At 58.5% G+C, this 20,674-nt stretch carries 20 protein-coding genes; 7 read left to right on the top strand and 13 right to left on the bottom strand.

Features of this window, described 5'->3' with window-relative positions; genetic code table 11:
* Positions 1-233: 233 nt before the first annotated feature.
* The gene (locus tag HNR55_RS14255) at positions 234-1,490 is read right to left on the bottom strand and encodes a dicarboxylate/amino acid:cation symporter (RefSeq protein WP_166116445.1); all 1,257 of its coding nucleotides are present in this window, start codon (positions 1,488-1,490) and stop codon (positions 234-236) included.
* Between the two features lie 179 nt (positions 1,491-1,669).
* Here HNR55_RS14255 and HNR55_RS14250 point away from each other — a divergent pair, with 179 nt between their 5' ends.
* Complete coding sequence (locus tag HNR55_RS14250; RefSeq protein ID WP_166116443.1) at positions 1,670-2,161, top strand: hypothetical protein; 492 nt, start codon at positions 1,670-1,672, stop codon at positions 2,159-2,161.
* Positions 2,162-2,352: 191 nt separating this feature from the next.
* Here HNR55_RS14250 and HNR55_RS14245 read toward each other — a convergent pair whose 3' ends face one another.
* The 4 genes from HNR55_RS14245 to HNR55_RS14230 are packed head-to-tail and all read right to left on the bottom strand — an operon-like array spanning position 2,353 to position 7,419.
* Positions 2,353-3,846: an outer membrane beta-barrel protein gene (locus HNR55_RS14245; RefSeq protein WP_166116441.1), complete on the bottom strand. Its 1,494-nt coding sequence runs from the start codon at positions 3,844-3,846 to the stop codon at positions 2,353-2,355.
* Positions 3,847-3,893: 47 nt separating this feature from the next.
* The gene (gene eat, locus HNR55_RS14240; protein WP_166116439.1) at positions 3,894-5,237 is read right to left on the bottom strand and encodes an ethanolamine permease; all 1,344 of its coding nucleotides are present in this window, start codon (positions 5,235-5,237) and stop codon (positions 3,894-3,896) included.
* Positions 5,234-6,034 (bottom strand): ethanolamine ammonia-lyase subunit EutC, encoded by an 801-nt coding sequence (eutC, locus tag HNR55_RS14235; RefSeq protein WP_166116437.1) that lies wholly within the window; start codon positions 6,032-6,034, stop codon positions 5,234-5,236. The genes eat and eutC overlap by 4 nt, the downstream gene beginning before the upstream one ends.
* Entirely contained in the window at positions 6,031-7,419 is a 1,389-nt protein-coding gene (locus HNR55_RS14230; RefSeq protein ID WP_166116435.1) for an ethanolamine ammonia-lyase subunit EutB, read from the bottom strand. Before HNR55_RS14230 ends, eutC begins: the two co-directional genes overlap by 4 nt.
* Before the next feature lie 170 nt (positions 7,420-7,589).
* On the opposite strand from HNR55_RS14230, the gene qhpR reads away from it, so the two are divergent.
* Positions 7,590-8,663 carry an AraC-like transcriptional regulator QhpR gene (gene qhpR / locus HNR55_RS14225; protein ID WP_166116433.1) on the top strand — a complete coding sequence of 358 codons (1,074 nt, stop codon included), beginning with the start codon at positions 7,590-7,592 and terminating at the stop codon, positions 8,661-8,663.
* Positions 8,664-8,744: 81 nt separating this feature from the next.
* Complete coding sequence (locus tag HNR55_RS14220; RefSeq protein WP_166116431.1) at positions 8,745-9,836, top strand: cobalt-precorrin-5B (C(1))-methyltransferase; 1,092 nt, start codon at positions 8,745-8,747, stop codon at positions 9,834-9,836.
* Here HNR55_RS14220 and cobM read toward each other — a convergent pair.
* The 3 genes from cobM to cbiE are packed head-to-tail and all read right to left on the bottom strand — an operon-like array spanning position 9,833 to position 12,197.
* Complete coding sequence (gene cobM / locus HNR55_RS14215; protein WP_166116429.1) at positions 9,833-10,585, bottom strand: precorrin-4 C(11)-methyltransferase; 753 nt, start codon at positions 10,583-10,585, stop codon at positions 9,833-9,835. The two genes, HNR55_RS14220 and cobM, sit on opposite strands and share 4 nt — an antisense overlap.
* Positions 10,582-10,959, bottom strand: a complete 378-nt coding sequence (locus HNR55_RS14210; protein WP_166116427.1) for a cobalamin biosynthesis protein — start codon at positions 10,957-10,959, stop codon at positions 10,582-10,584. Before HNR55_RS14210 ends, cobM begins: the two co-directional genes overlap by 4 nt.
* Positions 10,956-12,197, bottom strand: coding sequence for a precorrin-6y C5,15-methyltransferase (decarboxylating) subunit CbiE (cbiE, locus tag HNR55_RS14205; protein ID WP_166116426.1), 1,242 nt, complete (start codon positions 12,195-12,197; stop codon positions 10,956-10,958). The genes HNR55_RS14210 and cbiE overlap by 4 nt, the downstream gene beginning before the upstream one ends.
* Positions 12,198-12,303: 106 nt before the next feature.
* On the opposite strand from cbiE, the gene HNR55_RS14200 reads away from it, so the two are divergent.
* The gene (locus HNR55_RS14200; RefSeq protein WP_166116424.1) at positions 12,304-13,140 is read left to right on the top strand and encodes a cobalt-precorrin-6A reductase; all 837 of its coding nucleotides are present in this window, start codon (positions 12,304-12,306) and stop codon (positions 13,138-13,140) included.
* On the opposite strand, the gene cobJ is transcribed toward HNR55_RS14200, so the two are convergent.
* From cobJ to cobG, 4 genes are read right to left on the bottom strand one after another with little or no spacing between them, the layout of a single operon-like run.
* Positions 13,107-13,874 (bottom strand): precorrin-3B C(17)-methyltransferase, encoded by a 768-nt coding sequence (cobJ, locus tag HNR55_RS14195; protein ID WP_166116422.1) that lies wholly within the window; start codon positions 13,872-13,874, stop codon positions 13,107-13,109. The genes HNR55_RS14200 and cobJ overlap by 34 nt on opposite strands.
* On the bottom strand, positions 13,871-14,596 hold the full coding sequence (locus HNR55_RS14190) for a precorrin-2 C(20)-methyltransferase (protein WP_166116459.1): 726 nt from the start codon (positions 14,594-14,596) through the stop codon (positions 13,871-13,873). Before HNR55_RS14190 ends, cobJ begins: the two co-directional genes overlap by 4 nt.
* On the bottom strand, positions 14,593-15,222 hold the full coding sequence (locus HNR55_RS14185) for a precorrin-8X methylmutase (RefSeq protein WP_166116420.1): 630 nt from the start codon (positions 15,220-15,222) through the stop codon (positions 14,593-14,595). The genes HNR55_RS14190 and HNR55_RS14185 overlap by 4 nt, the downstream gene beginning before the upstream one ends.
* Positions 15,209-16,543 (bottom strand): precorrin-3B synthase, encoded by a 1,335-nt coding sequence (gene cobG / locus HNR55_RS14180; RefSeq protein WP_242005616.1) that lies wholly within the window; start codon positions 16,541-16,543, stop codon positions 15,209-15,211. Before cobG ends, HNR55_RS14185 begins: the two co-directional genes overlap by 14 nt.
* A gap of 230 nt (positions 16,544-16,773) precedes the next feature.
* Between cobG and cysG the strand changes: the two genes are divergently transcribed.
* Both cysG and HNR55_RS14170 read left to right on the top strand, forming a co-directional pair.
* Positions 16,774-18,183 carry a siroheme synthase CysG gene (gene cysG, locus HNR55_RS14175; RefSeq protein WP_166116418.1) on the top strand — a complete coding sequence of 470 codons (1,410 nt, stop codon included), beginning with the start codon at positions 16,774-16,776 and terminating at the stop codon, positions 18,181-18,183.
* A gap of 410 nt (positions 18,184-18,593) precedes the next feature.
* Entirely contained in the window at positions 18,594-18,920 is a 327-nt protein-coding gene (locus HNR55_RS14170) for a type II toxin-antitoxin system VapC family toxin (RefSeq protein WP_306309628.1), read from the top strand.
* Between the two features lie 77 nt (positions 18,921-18,997).
* On the opposite strand, the gene HNR55_RS14165 is transcribed toward HNR55_RS14170, so the two are convergent.
* A complete protein-coding gene (locus HNR55_RS14165) occupies positions 18,998-19,780 on the bottom strand; it encodes a helix-turn-helix transcriptional regulator (RefSeq protein WP_166116455.1) in 783 nt (260 codons plus the stop codon).
* A gap of 101 nt (positions 19,781-19,881) precedes the next feature.
* On the opposite strand from HNR55_RS14165, the gene HNR55_RS14160 reads away from it, so the two are divergent.
* Positions 19,882-20,637, top strand: a complete 756-nt coding sequence (locus HNR55_RS14160; RefSeq protein ID WP_166116416.1) for a class I SAM-dependent methyltransferase — start codon at positions 19,882-19,884, stop codon at positions 20,635-20,637.
* Positions 20,638-20,674: the final 37 nt, after the last annotated feature.

Genomic DNA, 20,674 nt, shown 5'->3' with positions numbered 1-20,674 from the left:
AAAACCTTAGCAGAAACTTCCGAAACCGCCAAGATCACTTCGTCTCGGTGAAGCAGCTTCTATACCCACAAACACTATACCGTCAACAGCAGAAAAAAAAAAAATGAAACAAAATCATAACCTAAACAAAAAACCCCAGAAAACCGCCATTCCCGAAAATTAACGTTCCTAACACAAAATAAAAACGGGCCTCACAGCCCGCTCCTATCTCTTCACGCGCTGTCGCCTGGCTCTCAGATAACGTCTTCGGTCGGGCCTTCGGACAAAACGCCCTCCCATTTGGCGGACACGGCTGCCGCGTAGCCATTGCCCAGCACATTGGTAGCCGTGCGCGCCATGTCGAGGAAATGATCAATCCCCAGAATAAGGGCAATGCCCGCTTCAGGCAGGCCGAACTGCGGCAGGACAGCGACCAGCGTGACAAGAGACGCCCGTGGCACCCCCGCAATGCCTTTGCTGCTCAGCATCATGACAAGCACCATCAGTGCCTGCTGTGTCCACGGCAGGTGAATACCGTAAGCCTGCGCGATAAAGATGGCGCCGAAAGACTGGAACAGGATGGACCCATCCAGATTGAAGCTATAGCCCAAGGGCAGAACAAACCCCGCAATGCGGGACGGCACACCAAAATTTTCCAGCCGCTCAAGTAGCAGCGGGTAAACAGACTCACTACTGGCCGTTGCAAAACCAAGGATGACAGGCTGCACCAGCTCCTGAATCAACTCCTTGACCCTGGGCCCGATGACACAGAAGGTAATAAAGGTCAGCACAACCCATAAGGTCATGATCGTTCCATAGAACTGGAGCAGAAAGCGCCCGAAATGCATCATCATTTCCGGCCCACTATGAGCAAGGCTCCCCATGATGGAGCCAAAGACGGCAATCGGAGCCAGAACCATGACCATATCGGTCATGCGCAGCATGATATGGGCCAGTTCCTCCGACCATGAGAGCATGGTTTTGCCAGCCTTGCCCGCCGCAGGCAAAGACACCCCGAACAGAACCGAAAAAACAACAATCTGGAGAATGTCATTCCGTGACATTGCATCCAGAATACTGGTCGGCACGATATGCAAGACAAAATCGACTGGCTGGAAGGCGTGCCTGAGGGAGCCGATATCCGCCGGAAGCGGTGCGGTGAACCCGGCTCCCGGTCGCAAAATATTGGCCGCCAGCAACCCGATGGTGAGTGAGATAAAGGACATGGCCAGAAACCAGAGGATAACCTTGCCGCCGACACGCAGAACCAGCGTATCGTCCCCCAGCTTGCCTATGCCGCTGACCAGCGTGGCAAACACAAGCGGCGCGATGACCATACGAATCAGCCTGAGGAACAGCCCGGTCAGCAATGTTGATGCCTGTTCTGCCGCACCGATATATGCGGGTGCCCAGACATGGATGGACAGCCCGCATACAATTCCCAAACCGAGAGCGACAAGGATGGCGTATGTCCGCCGTCTGGTATTTCCGAACTGCGTAGCAGCTGCCATCGGCGTAATTCCTCTCCCGTTCTGACTGAAAATTTCCGCGACAAAGAGGCCCCTAATAGGAAAGAGTCGTCCGGTCGTCAAAAACCCCTGAAGCGCACTGCCTGACCTGTTCTCATGTTACCGTTAAAATACGGGTTTATTACAACGTTTCGGCATTGCCCTTTTGCTCTTTCCATGACATGTCATTTTCTTCACTTTCCAGACGTCTGGCAGTTCTGTTCATGTCCTTTTTTCGCTCCGGTGTTGTTTCCCTTATTGTGGCCTCGACCCTATGTGGGCAGGCCATGGCCAAGACCGCGTGCGATACCGCATCCGATGGGCAGATTGAAATCTCCATGAAGGAAGTAGGCGCGGCCATTGGTTACATGTGGGGACATGGAACGCTGACATATGGCGGGCAGCGTTACCCCATATCGGTCAAGGGAGGTGGTGCCCTTGCCCTTGGTAGCGCAACGGTTACCGGCACTGGCTGCGTTAGCAACCTTGCGCGTCTGCAGGACTTTGAGGGGACTTACTGGACCGTTGGCGGAGACGTTGCCGTAGGCTCCGGTCCTGCCGGGATTGTGATGGAAAATGCCAAGGGGGTTGATATGTCTTTCTCCGGCAGCACCCATGGTGCCCATCTCTCCGGTCAGATTTCACGTCTTTATTTCAAAATTGATTCGTTTTAGGCAATCGTCTTACTGGCATCATGTTGCAGACAATACGGCTACGAAGACTGGATTTGATACGCCTCTTCGGCACAGCCACCTGAAACGACCCGACGCCCCGGAATAAAATTTATTTTATCGACAAAAGGGCCTGCGGACATATCCGCAGGCCTTTCTGATGACTTATCCAGTAACAATCCTGCGGATGAACCTCAGAACGCCCAGGTTGCATCACAACTGAACCAGAACATATTGTTTGTGCCGTTGTTAACGACCGGGTTAGCAACAGTGCCAGCCTGATTGAAAGGGTGTGTGCCGTTGAGCGATTTATCCAGACGGACTTCAGGCCGGATAATAAAACCACCCAGAGCCAGCTTTTTGTTAATGAACTCCGGCTTATACGTTACGCCGACCGTGAGTTCACCATAAGTTGTGGCCGGGGCGCTGTAGTAGGGATACGGCTTGTTGCTCAGATACTGCGTAAAAGAGTTAAAGCTGGAATATTCAGCAATAACCATGCCCGCATTATCCCGAAAAATCTCGCCACGGGCGTTCAGGGTCAGCCACGGGTGAAAGGCATAGGAAAAGTAAGTGCTGACACCATAAACATCGTCACGCAAGGCATCATCATGCAGATAGGTGCCGTTGACGGAAACCGTCATCTTATCATTCACATGATAGGTTGCCATGAAGTCCCCGTTATACTGCATCAGGCTGTTGGCGGACTTGCCCAGACCAGCGCTCAGCCAGCCTTCAGCGGACTGTATCTGGCGGCCATTGTTGCCCTGTGGGCCAAAATGACCGATGGCGTGCATATCCAGCTTGCCATCAAGCAGCTTGTTCCATGCAAAACCAAAATACCCTTTAGGCTTGTTGTTGTTCCCCGAAGAACCAAAGGTTGTGGAGTTCCCGGCATCCACCCCAAGGATCCAGTCCATGTGCTGGGTCAGATGCATGGTGGCCAGAACACCAACCGTTTCAAACGGCACGATATAATCGGACGCGTAATTGTAGGTGTAAAACGGACGAGCCTGTGCCGGCGTACCCTCTGCCCCCATGATGCCGTACATCTGACCGATCTGGACATCAATCCCACGTTTGAAAATCCATGGTAGATGGGCATCTATATGGGCCTGCGTAGGTGCCCACTGGTACAGGCCATGCAAGGAGCCTGAGCCCATGCCAAGGGTCGGGTCAAAGCGTGCATCCGAGCCATACATGGCTTCAAACACAAACCCCAGACCATAACCTTTGCCAACAGACGTAACAGGATGGGAGATGGAGCCCATGATCTGGTTAAGGGTCGCCGTGTTGGCGCGGTCCGTGTAATACTGCGCAAAGTTGCGGCCCGAGCGTGTCCATGGGTTACCGGTGACACCCCCTTCAACCGACACATGTGCCTCCAGCCCCTGCCAGTAAGTGGGTGTCTGCCCGGCTTTGGGATGAAAGAGATTGCCCACGGTGGGCTTCATCGCATCATCTTCGCTGCTCACACCAGCGGGAACTTCCTCGCCATCAGAAGGCGTGCCTGCGGCTTTTTCCGCTTCAGGCGGTGTGCTGATAGGTGCGTTAACAACCTGAGCGGAGTTCAGGGACACGGGAGCAACCGTAGTTTCTGCTGCATGGGCATACGATGCAAGCAACGAGCCACCAGATACACATGCCGCAAGAAGGAAGTGAACTTCCTGAACAAAGTTTTTACGCATCTCAACAATCCTAATCCAATAAAGAAACTATATCTTGTGGCTACGGCTCATTCTTTTTTGAACTTACTCATGAAGAATACTGTACAAACCAACATCATAGTTGAATAGATAAAAAATATTTCGATGTTGTAATAAATTACGACAGCGAGGGCAATCAACGCCGCGACAAGGGCAAAGCCCGGCAGAACGGGATAAAGTGGGGCCTTGTAGCTACGCACCAGCGTGGGTTCGGTCCGACGCAGACGGAACAGGCTGATCATGCTCAGCATATACATGGTCAACGCGCCAAAGACGGACATGGTGACCAGCGTGGCGGTCAGTGACTGCCCCTGAATGCGGATCAGATCATCGGAGAAAATAGCAGCAATTCCGATGGCACCGCCCGCCAGTGTTGCCACATACGGGGTTTTAAAATGCGGATGCAGCCGCCCCAGAACTTCCGGCAGGAACCCGGCACGGGCAAGAGCAAACATCTGGCGTGCATACCCCATGATAATCCCATGCAAGGAGGCCACAAGCCCAAACAGCCCCAGCCAGACCAGCATGTGCAGCCAGCCACTATGCGCGCCCACAACCTGCTTCATGGCCTGTGGCAAGGGATCATTCAGGTTGGACAGGGTATGCCAGTCACCCACACCACCAGCAAAAATCATGACGCCAAAAGCAAGCATTACAAGGGTAAGAATACCAGCAATATATGCAATGGGAATGGAGCGGCGGGGTTCGCGCGCTTCTTCCGCAGCCATGGCGACACCTTCCACGGCCAGAAAAAACCAGATGGCAAAAGGCATGGCTGCAAAAATACCGCCCAACGCCTGCCAGCCAAAATGGGGAGCCCCACCCCAGCCATCTGCCAGAAAATGGTCCCATGTAAAGGCTGGCGCCACAACCCCCATGAACACCAGAAGCTCAACAATGGCGGCAATAGTAATAAACAGCTCAAAGGTTGCTGCAATATGCACGCCTACGATGTTGAGCGTCATGAACACCAGATACGCACCCAGAGCTGCCACCTTGGGAGAAAGCCCGGGGAACTGGACGTTCAGGTAAGCGCCAATAGCCAGTGCAATGGCTGGTGGCGCAAAAATAAACTCGATCAGGGTTGCAAGGCCAGCAATCAGCCCGCCCCAGCGCCCCAATGCCCGAAAGCTGTAGGCAAAAGGGCCACCTGCATGCGGGATGGAGCACGTCAGTTCTGTAAAACTGAAGATAAAGGCCGTGTACATCAAAGCCACAAAAACGGTGGCCACCAGAAATCCGAGCGTTCCGGCCGTTCCCCACCCGTAACTCCAGCCAAAATACTCGCCAGAAATGACAAGTCCGACGGCAATCCCCCACAAATGGAAGGCACCGAGAGACTGGCTGAGCTTTGTCCCGCTGCTCTCACTCATGCGTCTGTGTCCTTATCATGTAAAGATAGTGTGTTGCTGCCTGCCAGTTGATCCGGGGCAGCGTCTTTCAAACCGACACCAGTCAGGCCAAGCCGTCTGGCTTCCTGCATCAGCCATGCCAGCTTGCTTGCGCCAGCAGGTATCGTCATGCCGTGTGCATGGATGTTGGACAGGCAGTTCCGTGAGGAATCCGGGCACCCCACATACGGTGCGTATGTCAGGTAAATGCCAAGGCTGTCCGCAACGCTCAGGCCGGGGCGCTCGCCAATCATCATGACGACCATGCTGGCCCCCATGGCCTGTGCAATCTCATCCCCCAAGGCGACGCGGCTTTGCGTTGCAATCACCAAAGGAGCTATCCGCCACCCCTGCAAAAGAGGCTGTATGGCCTGAAAAACAGGTATGGCGTTTGTCTGGGTCGCAATGGAGGAAAGACCATCCGCTGCAACAAAAACAACGTCCCACGCCTCTTTGCGCAGCATATGCAAAGAGTTTTCCGAAAGCCTGCGGCCCAGATCCGGGCGACGCAGATACGTGGCGCGGTCCGTGGCCCGGCTTTGCACATGCAGGCAGGGAGCGCCACGCAACTGCTGCTCCATGGCCTGCACGTTCAGCGGTGCATGTACGGCATCGCGCGCCTGAGCGTGAGCGGCCTGAAAAGCCAGAACATCCATTGTGCGCTGTGCATTGCCACTACGGCCCAGACCAATGCGCGCACGGGTAAGGCTCCGCAGGGGCTGCCACGCATCTGCTGCCGCGCCGGGCTGGGTCTTCTGGGGTTTGCCGTATTCCGTCATGCTGCACCCACCAGCCTGGCCAGTTGCGTCTGCCCAAGTTCCAGAGGGCGCATGTGGTTGCTCAGGCTGTCATACAGCCCCATACGCTCCAGCCATGCAGCAAATTCGGGGGCCGGGCGTGCGCCAAGCATGTTCCGCAGGGTCAGAATATCGTGGAAGGACAGGCTCTGGTAATTGAGCATGATGTCATCCGCACCGGGCACCCCGATCAGGAAGGTAATGCCCGCCACGCCCAGCAGGGTCATCAGGTTGTCCATATCATCCTGATCAACTTCGGCGTGGTTTGTGTAGCAGGCGTCACACCCCATGGGCACACCCATAAGCTTGGCGCAAAAATGGTCTTCCAGCCCTGCACGTATGACCTGCTTGCCGTCATACAGATATTCGGGACCAATAAAGCCGACCACCGTGTTCACCAGCAAAGGATCAAACGCCCGCGCCACGGCATAGGCCCGGGCCTCTACCGTCTGCTGATCAATGCCGTGATGTGCGCCCGCGGACAGGGCCGCCCCCTGCCCGGTTTCAAAATACATGACATTCTGCCCGACCGTGCCACGGCCGAGTGCCAGAGCCGCATCATACGCCTCCTGCAGAATGGCAAGGTTGACCCCAAACCCCTCATTCGCTTTCTGCGTGCCCGCCACGGACTGGAACACAAGGTCCACCGCGCCACCACGGTTCATGATTTCCAGCGTATTGGTAACGTGGGTCAGCACGCAGGTCTGGGTTGGAATGTCATAAAGCTGGCGGGCCTGATCGAGCATATCCAGCAGGGCCAGACCATTGGCCACACTATCGGTTGCCGGGTTAATGCCAATAACGGCGTCCCCCATACCGTAAAGCAGGCCATCCAGCGTAGAGGCTGCAATGCCCTTGAGGTCATCTGTCGGATGGTTCGGCTGCAGGCGCGAAGACAGGCAGCCGGGCAGGCCGATTGTATTGCGGAAGCTGGTAATGACCCGGATTTTGCGCGCAACGCTGATAAGGTCCTGATTGCGCATGAGTTTGCTTACAGCGGCGGCCATTTCTGGCGTAATGCCCGGCGCAATCCGTGCAAGGGCTGCCGTATCCGCCTCGTGCGAGAGCAGCCAGTCACGGAACTCTCCCACCGTCATATGCGCTATGGGAGCAAAGGCTTTATGATCATGGGTATCCACGATCAGGCGCGTCACTTCATCTTCTTCGTACGGAACGAGTACGGTCTGGATAAAACTGCGCAACGGAACATCGGCCAAGGCATAACGGGCGGCCATTCTCTGGGCATCGGACTGGGCGGCCAAACCGGCCAACTGGTCCCCCGAGCGCACGGATGAGGCAATGGCCAGAAGGGATTTGAGATCGGAGAAGTGGTAAGTTTCCCCCCCCAGTCCATGACGATATCCCATTATGGCCAGCCTCCTGCTCATGCACAGTCCTGCTGCAAGGAGCCCGGGGCACCTCGCAGTTTAGTTCGATACCGTTACAATAGCAGCATCATCCGCTTGAGACTTGACTGGAGGGAACAATTTATTGATGATTCAAAACAAACTGCACCCTTACATAGACGTATCCTGCCATGTCTGACCCGATGCAAAGCCCGACATCTGGTGTGCTGGCCGCCGCCGCAACCGGTGTTGAAGACTTCATTACCTCCCGCGGGGGGGATATTGACCGGATTGCCGGGCGTTCGGGCCTGACCACCGGCCAGTTTGCCCTGCCCACGGACAGGCTGGACCTGACGGCATACTGCCGCCTGTTTGAAGAAGCCGCGCGTGAGACACAGGATGGCAATCTGGGCCTCTGGTTCGGGCAGCAGTTCCAGCCGGAAATGCTGGGCCTTGTAGGGTATATTGCGCTCCTGTCCGCCACGGCGGAGGATGCCGTACGCAATCTGGCCAGCCATTTTGGCTACCACCAGTGCAACACACACACGCAGCTGATCGAGCAGGAAAACGGGCTACTCCGGCTGGAATACGCTATTCAGGACCCCAGCATTACCCAGCGCAGGCATGATGCAGAGCTGACCATGGGCATGTTCTGCAATGTGCTCCGCCACGCCATGGGGGAGGACTGGGTGCCCGAAGCCGTTCTGTTTGAACACCATCAACCCGAACAGACTCATGAACACAGGGATGCGTTTCAGGCAGATATTCACTTTGGCCATGTGACAAACGCCCTGCTATTCCGCAAGGTCGGGCTGGAACGCCCCATGCCCGAGGCCAACGCAAACATGCTCGAAATCATGCGGGCATCACTGATTTCCCTCTCCCGCAACCACCACAGCACCGGGCAGAGTACCTCGGCCCCATCGCTCAAGGAGCAGATTGCCTCCATGATCCGCGCGGGACTGGCGGAACGCTGCTGCACACTCTCAGACATTGCCCAGCGCATGAACATGCCAGCATGGACGCTGCAACGCAGGCTGGCCCAGTTCAACCTTTCCTTCGGCACATTGCTTGAAGAAGTCCGCTACGCCGAAGCCTGCCGCCAGCTCGGTCAGGCTGGCCCGGATATGGGGGAAATCGCCCTCGCCCTTGGCTATACCGAGACAAGTGCTTTCAGCCGTGCGTTCCGCAAATGGAGTGGCCTGTCCCCCCGTGCATGGCGCGAACAGCATTTGACAAAAACCACCCTGCTCAGCACGGGCTAGGCAGCGTTATACCTGCCCGGCTCCGCCCCTGCCCCATTCATATTTGCATCTCCCCCGCATAATATGAGACACGAACAGGGCATGAAGCAGAGTGCCCCTCCCCTCCGCCGTGGCTGGACCACGGGCAGTTGCGCAACGGCTGCAGCCAAAGCCGCATGGCTGGTACTGCTGGGGCATGAACCTCCTGCCAGCGTGACCATTACCCTGCCAGCGGGGCAGGAAGTTGCCTTCAGCCTGTGCCAGTATGGTGGCACGCCCGATGCGCCCTGTGCTGCCGTGATAAAAGACGCAGGGGATGACCCCGATATTACACATGGCGCCATGATCCGCTGCACGGTACGCGCTCTGGCTGCCGGGGCGGGTCTTGTATTCAAGGCCGGGCCGGGTGTTGGCACCATAACACGCCCCGGCTTGCCACTGCCACCGGGTGAACCCGCAATTAACCCCGTCCCCCGCGCCATGATCCGCACAGCGCTGACACAGGCCAATAACGGCACACTCCCGGACGCGGAAGTTACAATCAGCATTGATCACGGGCAGGAACTGGCAAAGCGCACACTCAATGCACGGCTGGGCATTGTGGGGGGGCTGTCCGTTCTGGGTACAACGGGCATTGTCATGCCGTTTTCATGCTCGGCATGGATACAGAGCATTCACCGCGGAGTTGATGTGGCACGGGCAGAAAACCTGCCCCATGTGCTGGGGGCTACGGGCAATGTGTCGGAAAAAGCTGGGCAGGCCCTGTACGGCCTACCGGATATGGCCCTGATTGAAATGGGGGATTTTGCGGGCGGACTGCTCAAATATATCCGCCACCACCCTATCCCCCGCCTGAGCCTTGCTGGCGGCATTGCCAAGATGACCAAACTTGGTCAGGGCTGTCTGGACCTGCACTCCAGCCGCAGCCGGGCAGACATGCCTGCACTGGCCCAACTGGCCGCGCAACATGGCGCTCCAGACACCCTGCCAGAGCTGATCCACGCCAGCCCCACGGTAGCGGAAGCTTTTCTGCTGGCCCGTACCCACAACTTCCCACTGGGTGAGGTCATTGCACATACGGCATGGGCAGTTGCCCACAAAACCCTCACCCCCGCCCCTGTGCTTCTGGATGTGCTGGTATTTGACCGCTCTGGCACACTTGTCGGCAAGGCTGATGGGCCTTTTACCCCCTAGCTGCGGAACCGGCGGCGGTAATCGGGGTCATACAAAGCACTCTCCCGCCCGGCAATGCCAGCAAGGGCGGGGCCAACCAGCACGAGTGCCGTGCGCTCGATCGGGTTCTGTTCGAGTTCTTTTTCAATGCTTTCCAGCGTGCCATGCAGCACAATCTGGTCGGGCCATGATGCGCGGGCAACAATGGCCACAGGGCATTGCGGGCCATAAAACGGCGTTAACTCGGCCACAATACGCCCCAAGGCATGCACGGCAAGGTGTATGGCCAGCGTGACCCCTGTTGCGGCAAAGGATTCCAGTTTTTCACGCTCGGGCATGGCCGAGGCACGGCCATTAACACGGGTCAGCACAAGGCTTTGCGCCACACCCGGCACCGTCAACTCCCGCCCCAGAACAGATGCCGCAGCTGCAAAGGCTGGCACACCCGGGGTCATGGTCCATGGGATTGCGTTGTGCTCCAGCCTGCGGATCTGCTCGGCAACCGCGCTGTAAATGGACAGGTCACCCGAATGCAGGCGCGCAACATCCTGCCCCGCCTTATGGGCGCGCACATATTCGGCCTCAATCTCATCCAGAGACATGGGAGCCGTATCCACCAGCCGGGCATTGTCGGGGCAATACTGGAGCATATCAGGCGGCACAATGGACCCGGCGTACAGGCAGACCGGGCAGGACGCCAGAATATCCCGCCCCCGAATGGTCAACAGGTCCGCAGCCCCCGGGCCAGCCCCAATAAAATGAACAGTCACTTTCTATCTCCTTCTGCCACCGCGCAGGTTACACCACGCAATACCTGACGGGTCAGGCACAGCCGCGCTCCATCCCCCGCACCGGCAAGAGCACATGCCTCCGCAACAGATGCAACCCCCACATGCCGCATAACCGTGGGGGACGCCGTATGGCAGGCAGCTTGCACCTGCTGGAGTTGCGTATGTGTAATCCACAACACCCCAGCCCCCCATCTGCGCGCAACACTGTGGGGCAGGGTATCCGCGTTTTTAAAATCAGGGACCGCAATGTAATCAGGCGCGCAGGCTCCGACCATGCACAGGCTTTGCGCAACCAGTTCCAGCGCATGCTCCGCCAGCGCGGCACTCTGCCAGCCCATGCCCACCACGATCATGCGCTATGGGGCTTGCTGGCCACCCATTGGGTGACAGTCATGGCGGGCCGAAAAGCATGGAAGCCTCCTACCCCGTCCAGCCGGGCGACGGAAAGGCGGGTAAGCCGCCCCCCCCACTCCTGCATGGCCTGCACAAGCCGGGATTCTGTTTCCACCACCACGGCATTGACCACCATGCGCCCACCCGGGCGCAGCGCCGCCCAGGCCTGCTCCAACACACCCGGCCTGCTGGCACCGCCACCCACAAACACGGCATCCGGCATGTCCAGCCCGCCCAGACCATCCGGGGCGCGGGCCTGCACCACGTGCAGGTCGGGCACACCCAGTGCCTGCGCATTGCGTACAATGCGGGCTGCGCGCTCTGGCACGCTTTCAAGCGTTATGGCGCGGCACCCTTGGGCTGACAGCATCCATTCGATGGAAACAGAGCCCGCCCCCCCTCCAATATCCCACAGCAGTTCCCCAGCACGCGGGGCTAGAGCAGAAAGGGTTACAGCCCTTATTTCCTGCCGTGTTAGCTGTCCATCATGCTCAAAACAGGTGTCAGGTAGGCCGCTGCACCGGGGCAGGCAGGCCTCTGTAACCTCTGCGGGCACATCCAGCGCCAGCAGGTTAAGGCTGGCAACATCATCCGGTGGGCCATCTTTGGCCATAAAGCTACGGCACCGCTCGTTAGGTCCGCCGAGTGCTTCCATAACGGAGCAGCGGACAGTCCCCAGCCCCAGCTCCACCAGCCACTTAGCCAGTTCGCGCGGTGTTTGCGCATCGGCGGAAAGGACAATCAAGCGCGCCCGTGGCTGCAAAAATGGCCGTAGTCGCGCCATGGGCCTACCGCAGACAGACACAACATGGCACTGCTCCTGCGCCCAGCCAAGCCGCGCACAGGCCAGCGCCACAGACGATGGAGCAGGCAGGCAAAGCATTTCCCCCGCCTCCAGACTGCGAGCCAGCACACCGCCCACCCCGTAAAAAAACGGATCGCCCGAGGCCAATACAACAACAGAGTGCCCACGCAAGGCCAGAACCTGCTGCACCCCAGCACTAAAGGGGGGGGACCATGCCACACACCGGCCTTGTGGCAGAGGAGCTACCAGCCCCAAATGGCGCGCACCACCAAAAACATACTCGGCTTGCGCAATCAGGGTTCTGGCCGTGCTGCTTAGCCCGTCCAGACCATTTTCTCCCACCCCGATTACACTCAGCCACGGCGTGGCCTCAGGGTTATGCGGTTCTGGCATTGCTTACCCCTTCCAACATACAGCGCACCAAAACTACCCGTGCTTGCCCACGCTTGTAGGGAGCAGGTATAGATCGACTGCTATCATTCGCCGCCAAGGTTTTTGCATGCTCCCAACACCTCCCCCCCCCTGCACCAACGCAGGGAACACCATACCGCCCAGCCTGCGTGTGCTGGTGCTGGGGGGCACAACGGAAGCCAGTAGCCTGTGCCGCATGCTGGGCACAACATGGCCGACCTGCCATGCCGTGCTCTCCCTTGCCGGAGCGACCAGCCAGCCGCACCTGCCGGACATGACCACACGCATCGGAGGCTTTGGCGGCGTAGCGGGGCTGACCAGTTGGCTGCGTGAGCATGCCATAGATGCCGTTGTGGATGCGACCCACCCATTTGCCGCACAAATGAGCCAGCATGCCGCCATGGCCTGCGCCGCCACACAACGGCCTCTCCTGCGGCTGGAACGACCGGGCTGGACCGCCACCCCGCAGGACACGTGGTTTATGGTGCCCAGTATTGCCGAAGCCGCCAGCGCACTTGCCCGGTCCAGCAGATGGAATGCCAAACCGCAGTCCGTGTTCCTGACGACCGGACGCAAGGAAACCCGGCCTTTTCTGGCAGCTCCCCAGCACCACTATCTGTTCCGCTCCATTGAGCCACCCTGCCCGGCTGACCTGCCCCCACAGACCAGTGTGATCTGTGCACGCGGGCCGTTTGATCTGGAGGCCGAGCTTAAACTCATGCGTGAACACCAGATTACCGTGCTGGTCACCAAAAACTCCGGTGGCACTGCAACCCGTGCCAAACTCGAAGCCGCGCGCATACTGGATGTACCTGTGCTGATGGTCTCCCGCCCTCCTGCGCAGGATACCCCGCATGCCAAAGACGCGACAACTGCTCTGGCCTGGCTGCATCAATGTGCTGCTTCAACCTTGCGCGCTGTATAAAGCCAAGGTTCCTGCCCGTCCGGGCGGCTGACAAGCCGTGTTGCGGGGCAGCCAATCAGCACCAGTGTACTCATATCTGCCCAGTCCGCATTGGCCTGCGCAATGGTGGACAGGCGAACGGCCTCATCCGGCCGCCCGATGGCACGGGCAAATGCAACGGGTTCATCCCCCCCCATGCTTTGCCGCAGATGCTCAAACGCGGCCCCAAGCTGCCACGGCCGCGCATGCGAGCGCGGATTGTACAGCGCAATAACAAACCCCGCCTGAGCCGCCAGACGCAAACGCTCCAGCACAACCGGCCACGGCTTGAGGTTATCGGAAAGGGAAATAACGCAAAAATCTCCCCCCAGCGGTGCCCCAAGCCGGGCGGCCGCAGCCAGCACGGCACTCACTCCGGGAATGACCTGAATAGGGAGGCTACGCCAAATGACGGGGCCATTTTCCACCGCTTCAAACACAGCACTTGCCATACCGAACACGCCGGCATCCCCGCCTGAGACCACGGCTACATGCCGCCCGCTCAGGGCCATTTCCAGCGCGTGCCGGGCGCGGGAGATTTCCTCCCGGTTGTCTGAAATATGGCGCACAACCTCTGGCCCTGCCTCCACCCGTTTGACGTAGGGGGCGTAGCCGACCAAATCCGTTGCGCGGGCCAGAGCATGGCGTGCCTGCGGGGTCAACTGCTCCGGATTACCGGGGCCAAGCCCCACAATGACCAGAGAACCACCGCTCATCGTACACGCTTCCTTCCGGGCAGGAGCACAAGGGAAAAATACGGGGCTTTGCCATCCTGCTCCGCCATGGGGGCGATCACCTGCGCTCCCTGCGTACCGCGCTCCACATACACGGCTTCGTCCATACGTCCGCTACGGGTTATGGCCTGACGGACATGGGGCATATTCCGCCCGATCTTCATGATCACGGCGGCATCAGCACGCTCCAGCCAGTCTGCCAGTTCGGCCTCGGGCAAGGTTGCAGGCAACACGCACAGCACATCATCCCCATGGGTCATGGGGGCAAGGGCCTGAGCCCAGCAGCCGTTCATGGCCATAATGCCGGGCACAACCTGCGTCTGGCAGCGTGTTCGCAGCCGATCAAACACATACATGGCCGAGCCATACAAAAACGGGTCGCCCTCACACAGGAGCGTAACATCGTTACCTGCTGCCAGTTCTTCAGCCAGCCGTTCAGCACTCTGGTCATAAAAGGCGGACATGTTCTGGTGGTATGCCGGGTCGTTGACCGAAACCTCGGTTGTAAACGGGTAAATCAGCCGCATTTCCCGCGTGGCAGGGCCAATATGAGCCTGCGCAATGGTCCGTGCCTGACTGGGGTGTTTTTCGCGACAGAAATACGCAACCACCGGGGTAGACCCAATCAGACGTGCGGCGCGCAGGGTGATCAATTCCGGGTCACCCGGCCCTACACCAACAATGCTGAGTGTGCCCGCCATTATTCAACCTCGCAGGCAAGGGCGTTAAGGGCGGCCGCAGCCATGGCGCTCCCCCCAAGCCGACCGTGCACGACAAGCCATGGCACGTCATGCCTTTTGGTCAGCGCCTCCTTGGATTCAGCCGCCCCGACAAAGCCCACCGGCACGCCCAGCACCGCGGCAGGCCGGGGGGCACCGGCATCCAGCATTTCCAGCAGGTGGAACAGGGCCGTAGGGGCATTGCCTATGGCCACAACAGCCCCAGCAAGCCTGTCCCCCCAAAAATCCAGCCCGGCGGCGGAGCGGGTATTGCCAATGGCCAAGGCCTGCGGCGGTGTGCGCGGGTCACGCAATGTGCAGATTACCTCGTTATCGGCTGGCAGACGGGTGCGGGTTACCCCCCTTGCCACCATTTCCGCATCACACAGAATGGCACAGCCATCACGCAAAGCCTGCCGGGCGCGCGGCACAAGGTCCGCGCTCATGGCAACCGATTGCGCCACATCCACCATACCGCAGGCGTGAATGATGCGCACAACTACGGTAGCCTGCTCCGGCGTAAAGGCCCTCAGGTCCGCCTCTGCCCGAATGGTTGCAAAAGAACGCTGGTAGATGGCCGCCCCATCCCGAATATACTCATAGGCCGACATCCACCGCTCCTTCCTTTTTGAATGATTCAAATGCTGTATAAACAGCCTGTTCACCTACGAACAGGCTTTCCACATCCCCCGAAGCCGAACCATTGCGCACCAGCCCGTAACCCTGATCGCCTGCCACCAGAGTATAATCGGCAGAGCCCGGATGGGCGCATCCCTTGCGACAACCCGAAACATGCAGGCTGGCCCCTGCAGGCAGCAGCGGAGCCAGATTACGCGCCAGATTTTCCGTCTCCCCGGCAGCCTGCGCACAAGCACTGGCCCCACTACAGGCCCAGATACGCAGGAGGGAGGAATGGGGGTCTGTTACCATACCGGCAACAGCTGGCGCCTGCTCCATGCCGCCCAGCACCAGAGTAAGCCATGGGGTCAGGCGCAAAATGCCATCACCCTGCGTTGCAGCAACCGTTGCACAATCATGCAGCATGGTCGCACTCATGCACCCCATAGGGGCAGACAGGGCAAACAATCCGTGCCCCAGTGGCCCAACACGGCCACAGCAAACCTCGGCCTGAGCAGGTTTGGGTGCTAGCACCTGCCCCGCCAGCCCCAGAATCTGGAACAGCACCTGCCCTACCGCCCGGTCCCGCTGGGGGCGCACGCTTTGGTGCGATGTTACAAAAGCACGCGCCAAAGCAACGGCCTGCCCAACTGCGAGCGTATAAGTAGTGGGAACCGCACACATGGTGCCGCACACAACGGACCACAGCCCATCTTCCGTGGCGCGCAGGGTAATATCCGCCTGCAACAGCCCTGTGGGGTAAAGCCCACCACCATCCACTGCAAAACCGAATTTGCCCGGCAGGGCCGTTAGCTCTTCCGCACCGATCAGCGCAGTACGCAGGGACTCCGCACAGGCCACGGTCTGCGCCGCGCAGGTCGGGTCATCCCCCGCCAGAGGGGAAACAAGCATGGCCTGACGCCGCTCCATACCCGCATCGGACAGGCCAAGCCCCGCAGCCACGGCAATTTCTGGGAACCGGCGCGCAGCATCAACCCCAAACCCACGCAGTTGCAGGCTGGCCCTGTTGGTGAGCCCTATGCGACCATTCCCCTGCTTTTGGGCCACATCCGCCAGCAAAAATGCCTGTGCCGCCTCCAGCCGCCCCAGCGTAGGCCGCACGCGCACAAGCCAGCCATCCGCAGCTTCCATGGGGGCAAAAAGACCCGGGCACCACCCTTTGACTTCCGGCTGAGCAAAACCGCCATACACCCCGGTTACTCCCGTCTGATCGGCCACCTGAGCACCTGAACCGGGAAGATATCTCCCCACCATGCCAGTACGCCACACCCTGTAAAAAACAACATGGTCCATGGCACCAGATCCACCCCCATGCCGGAACTGAGCCATTCAGCCAGAACGCCGGATACTCAACCCTGTTCCACCTTTTGCCCGCAATCATACAGGGGCTGGCCCGCGTTCGTGTTAGGCCGCCCGACTGGATCTTGTCAAAGCGCTCCATGGCACGGCAGGCATCCACTTTTATGCCTTTTGACGCAGCTTCCTCTTGCATCGCGGGCAAAACCCTGCTTGCAGCATGACTCATGCAAGATTCATTTGAGCAAACCAGCTGGTTTCCCATCATGCTCCATCTGGAAGGAGCACGTGTTCTTGTGGCAGGCGGCGGTAATGTCGCGGCCAACAAGGTGCAGCTTCTTGTGCCTACAGGTGCGCAGGTGGAAATTCTCTCCCCCACACTCTGCCCCGAACTCGAACGCCTTGTGGCGGACGGCAAGGCGGAGGTCACACGCCAGGACGCCACGGTAGAAAGCCTGACAGCCCGCCTGCCCGGCTGCCGTATGGTTTATCTGGCCACCAGCAACCGTGCGCTCAATGCTGAACTCAGCGCACTGTGCCAGAGCATGAACATACCCGTATGCGCGGTCGATGCTCCCGAGGTTTCCAGCTTTATTACCCCGGCCATGACCACACGCGGCGCTGTGCAGATTGCGGTGTCCACCGGTGGGGCCGCCCCTGTGCTGGCCCGCAGGCTCCGCGCGAAAATTGAAGAAATTATGCCCGCAGGCCTGCACAGGCTGGCGGCATTCATGCAGCAAAGCCGTCTGGCCCTGCGCACCCGCGTACCGGATTCCGCCATACGCCGCCGTGTATGGGAAGATTTTCTGGATGGAGCAGGTGGCGCTCTGGCCATGGCGGGCAACACGCAGGCCGCCCGGAACGAACTCGACCGCATTCTGGACCAGGGCCATGCCAGAACAGGGGAAGTGTGGCTTGTCGGCGCAGGCCCGGGCAACCCGGACCTGCTGACGCTCGCGGCACTGCGGCTCATGCAGGATGCAGATAGCGTTTTATACGACAATCTGGTTGGGCCGGATATTCTGAACTACGTGCGCCGCGATGCCGAGCGGGTGTTTGTTGGCAAGCAGACCAACAACCACACACTCCCTCAGGATGGCATTAATGCCGAACTCATCCGCCGCGCCCAAGCGGGGGAACGTGTACTGCGGCTTAAAGGGGGCGACCCATTTATTTTTGGCCGTGGCGGGGAGGAAATAGAGGCACTGATGGCCGCAGGCGTGCCATTCCGCATTATCCCCGGCATTTCGGCCGCCAACGGGTGCGCTGCTTATGCGGGCATACCGCTCACACACCGTGACTGCGCACAGGCCTGCCTGTTTATTACCGGCCATGCGCGGGCCGATGGCACCCTGAATCTGGCGTGGGAAACCATCGCCCTGCGCAGCCAGACCATTGTTATTTACATGGGCCTCACGCTGGTTGCGCAGCTCTGTGCCCGGCTGGTAGAGCATGGCCTGCCAGCAGACTGGCCCGCAGCCATTGTGGAAGGGGGCACCCTGCCACACCAGCGGGTATTAAGCGGCACTCTCAGCACACTCCCCCAGCAGGTTGCGGACAACCACATAACCAGCCCTGCCCTGATTATTGTGGGTCAGGTTGTCCAGCATCGGGTTGTGTCATCCGCTCCCTCGTAAGGCTCCCGGCCGTGCTAGAGGGTGTTATGCACTTTGCATGAGGAGTTGCGCGATCCGCTCTCCGGGGTCGAACGCAGTGTCCGGCTGTCAATGATGACTGTATGTCGGCTCAGCCGTCTTCCCAGCAGCCAGACGCAGCACCGGTAATATCCGGGCCGTGCCGATCCTGTTGGGTCATTCAAAACTGGATAGTAAGGTTCGATACCTTGGGGTGGACGTCGAGGATGCTCTGGTATTGTTGGAAGCCACGGATCTCTGAAATCGAACATGCCTTAGGAATTCTCTACTTCCTCCTTCTGTGTACATGATATGATGACACCGCCGGATGTTCTTGAAAGCATGGAACGCGACCTGTGAAGGTTCTGCTCGATACGCATGCGTTGCTGTGGTGGCTTTCGGACTCCGACTGACTGGGTGAGAGTGCAAGGGAAATTATCGCAGATCCGGCCCACGATATTTTGGTGAGTATCGTGTCACTATGGGAGATTGCGGTTAAAATCCGCATCGGAAAACTGGATGCGGATATGAACGATATTCTGGCAACCATTCCTGAGGAAGGCTTCTCTCTGCTGCCGATACAGCCCGAACACTTGCAGATCCTGATGTCTTTGCCTCTGCATCATCGTGATCCGTTTGACCATCTCCTGATGGCGCAGGCGCAAGCTGAACACGCCACGTTCCTTTCGGAAGATGGGCAAATGGATCACTACCCCATCAAGCGAATACGCAGTTCGTGAAGCACAAACTGTCGTTATTCCTGTCCACGCTAGGTAATTATTGAAAAACCGACATGTCCAGTCTGACTTCAAAATAGTTATCGTGGTTTCAATGCTACCAACTGATATTGCGACCATGTTGTAAAAGTCAGAGTGGTCTGGTCAAAATCAACGGGGCCATCAATGGGATGATGAAACTTGCGCGGGCCACCCTCCCGCAATAAAACACTCTGATTGTGCCAGAGACGCTCAAAATCGGAGCTTCGGGATCGCATCTCCTGCACAAGCGCGTTCACTTGCGGTTTGTCACCACGAATGCTGACAGCCCTGAATTCTGCCAGCACCCGTCGCGCGCTGTTTTCCCAATTATCAAGAAAACTACGGGCGTCTGATGCAAGAAAAACATAGCGCAGCAGATTGCGTTCTTTACCGTCCAGCCAACCGGCAAAAAGATGCCGGGCCGCGCCATTGGCGGCGCAGGCATTCCAGAGGGGATCGAGCACATAACAGGGCACTGCCATCTGCTCGGGAAAAATCCGGACCTCCTCGGGAAGACCTGATGCCATAGAAGGCCGCGACGCATTGGGGTCTTTCATCTGCGCGAGTTCGAATAGGTACAGTCGTTCAGCAGAGGACAGATGCAGGGCCGTGGCTATGCGTGCCAGCGTCGCCGCCGAACAGGAGACATCCCGGCCCTGTTCGAGCCACGTATACCAGGTCGTGCTGATGCCGCAGAGCTGGGCGGCTTCTTCCCGCCGCAACCCTTTTGCCCGACGACGTCCTGGGAGCGGATGCAGACCAACATCCACCGGTGAGAGGGTATCACGACGCGCGCGCAGGAAAGTCCCGAGAGCACGATGCTGTTCGGAGGAAAGATTCATGATGGTGGTTTTTATACCAGTATAAAGAAAGACCTTATCCCTGTTTTTTGCATCTGACAGCCTGAACTGCAACGAATCATAAAACAGTGGAGACAGAAAAGGTGTCGGAACCTTATACGGCAAAGCACTATGCCTTACGGGCGCAGGATTATGTGACTAGTACGGTCCACAGTCAGGGCAGCGATCTGGACAGGGTCGAAAGCCTGGTAGCGGGCAAGGAACTGCGACGTGTTCTGGATATCGGCTGCGGTGGAGGTCACGTCACCTATCGGCTCGCTCCCCATGTCGGAGAGGTTGTCGCCTGTGATGTAACGGGTCCGATGCTGGATGCCGTCGCGCAGGAAGCGGCACGACAGGGACTATCCAACGTCACGATCGTGCAGGCTCCAGCAGAAAAGCTCCCTTTTGAACATGGAAGCTTCGACGCCGTCTTCTGTCGCTTTACGACCCATCACTGGTCTGATGCGCTGGCAGGGCTGCGGGAAGCACGACGTGTGCTGGCACCATCAGGAATGGCTTTATTCATTGATGTGACAGCCCCTCCGTCCGGTCTACTGGACAGCTGGTTGCAGTCGATGGAGTTGCTGCGTGATATATCGCATGTTCGGGATTATACTGTGGCCGAATGGACGGCCATGGTGGGACAGGCGGGGTTTATTCTTCAGAGCGTCGGGACACATCGCCTGCGCATGGATTTCGAAAGCTGGATCGCGCGGACGAAAACACCGCCTGAACGGGTCGCAGCCATCCGCTCCCTGCAACAGGCCGCGCCCGATGATGTCACGCGCTATTTTGGGATTGAGGCCGATGGCAGCTTCATGATCGACATCAGCAGTTTTCTGACGGCACCATTGTAAGCGGGCTCACGATTGTCGTGGGAGACGCAGACTGCAA

It is taken from the genome of Acetobacter lovaniensis, from assembly GCF_014207635.1.
GTDB classification, from domain to species: domain Bacteria; phylum Pseudomonadota; class Alphaproteobacteria; order Acetobacterales; family Acetobacteraceae; genus Acetobacter; species Acetobacter lovaniensis.
The sequence above is the reverse complement of the archived record's forward strand: the minus strand, read 5'-3'. Positions and strand labels throughout refer to the sequence as shown.

Excerpts from the sequence above, each read along its gene's own strand:
- HNR55_RS14255 (WP_166116445.1), bottom strand. The coding sequence starts at position 1,490 with ATGGCAGCTGCTACGCAGTTCGGAAATACCAGACGGCGGACATACGCC.
- HNR55_RS14250 (WP_166116443.1), top strand. The coding sequence starts at position 1,670 with ATGTCATTTTCTTCACTTTCCAGACGTCTGGCAGTTCTGTTCATGTCC.
- HNR55_RS14245 (WP_166116441.1), bottom strand. The coding sequence starts at position 3,846 with ATGCGTAAAAACTTTGTTCAGGAAGTTCACTTCCTTCTTGCGGCATGT.
- eat (WP_166116439.1), bottom strand. The coding sequence starts at position 5,237 with ATGAGTGAGAGCAGCGGGACAAAGCTCAGCCAGTCTCTCGGTGCCTTC.
- eutC (WP_166116437.1), bottom strand. The coding sequence starts at position 6,034 with ATGACGGAATACGGCAAACCCCAGAAGACCCAGCCCGGCGCGGCAGCA.
- HNR55_RS14230 (WP_166116435.1), bottom strand. The coding sequence starts at position 7,419 with ATGGGATATCGTCATGGACTGGGGGGGGAAACTTACCACTTCTCCGAT.
- qhpR (WP_166116433.1), top strand. The coding sequence starts at position 7,590 with ATGTCTGACCCGATGCAAAGCCCGACATCTGGTGTGCTGGCCGCCGCC.
- HNR55_RS14220 (WP_166116431.1), top strand. The coding sequence starts at position 8,745 with ATGAAGCAGAGTGCCCCTCCCCTCCGCCGTGGCTGGACCACGGGCAGT.
- HNR55_RS14210 (WP_166116427.1), bottom strand. The coding sequence starts at position 10,959 with ATGATCGTGGTGGGCATGGGCTGGCAGAGTGCCGCGCTGGCGGAGCAT.
- cbiE (WP_166116426.1), bottom strand. The coding sequence starts at position 12,197 with ATGCCAGAACCGCATAACCCTGAGGCCACGCCGTGGCTGAGTGTAATC.
- HNR55_RS14200 (WP_166116424.1), top strand. The coding sequence starts at position 12,304 with ATGCTCCCAACACCTCCCCCCCCCTGCACCAACGCAGGGAACACCATA.
- cobJ (WP_166116422.1), bottom strand. The coding sequence starts at position 13,874 with ATGAGCGGTGGTTCTCTGGTCATTGTGGGGCTTGGCCCCGGTAATCCG.
- HNR55_RS14185 (WP_166116420.1), bottom strand. The coding sequence starts at position 15,222 with ATGTCGGCCTATGAGTATATTCGGGATGGGGCGGCCATCTACCAGCGT.
- cobG (WP_242005616.1), bottom strand. The coding sequence starts at position 16,543 with ATGGACCATGTTGTTTTTTACAGGGTGTGGCGTACTGGCATGGTGGGG.
- cysG (WP_166116418.1), top strand. The coding sequence starts at position 16,774 with ATGCAAGATTCATTTGAGCAAACCAGCTGGTTTCCCATCATGCTCCAT.
- HNR55_RS14165 (WP_166116455.1), bottom strand. The coding sequence starts at position 19,780 with ATGAATCTTTCCTCCGAACAGCATCGTGCTCTCGGGACTTTCCTGCGC.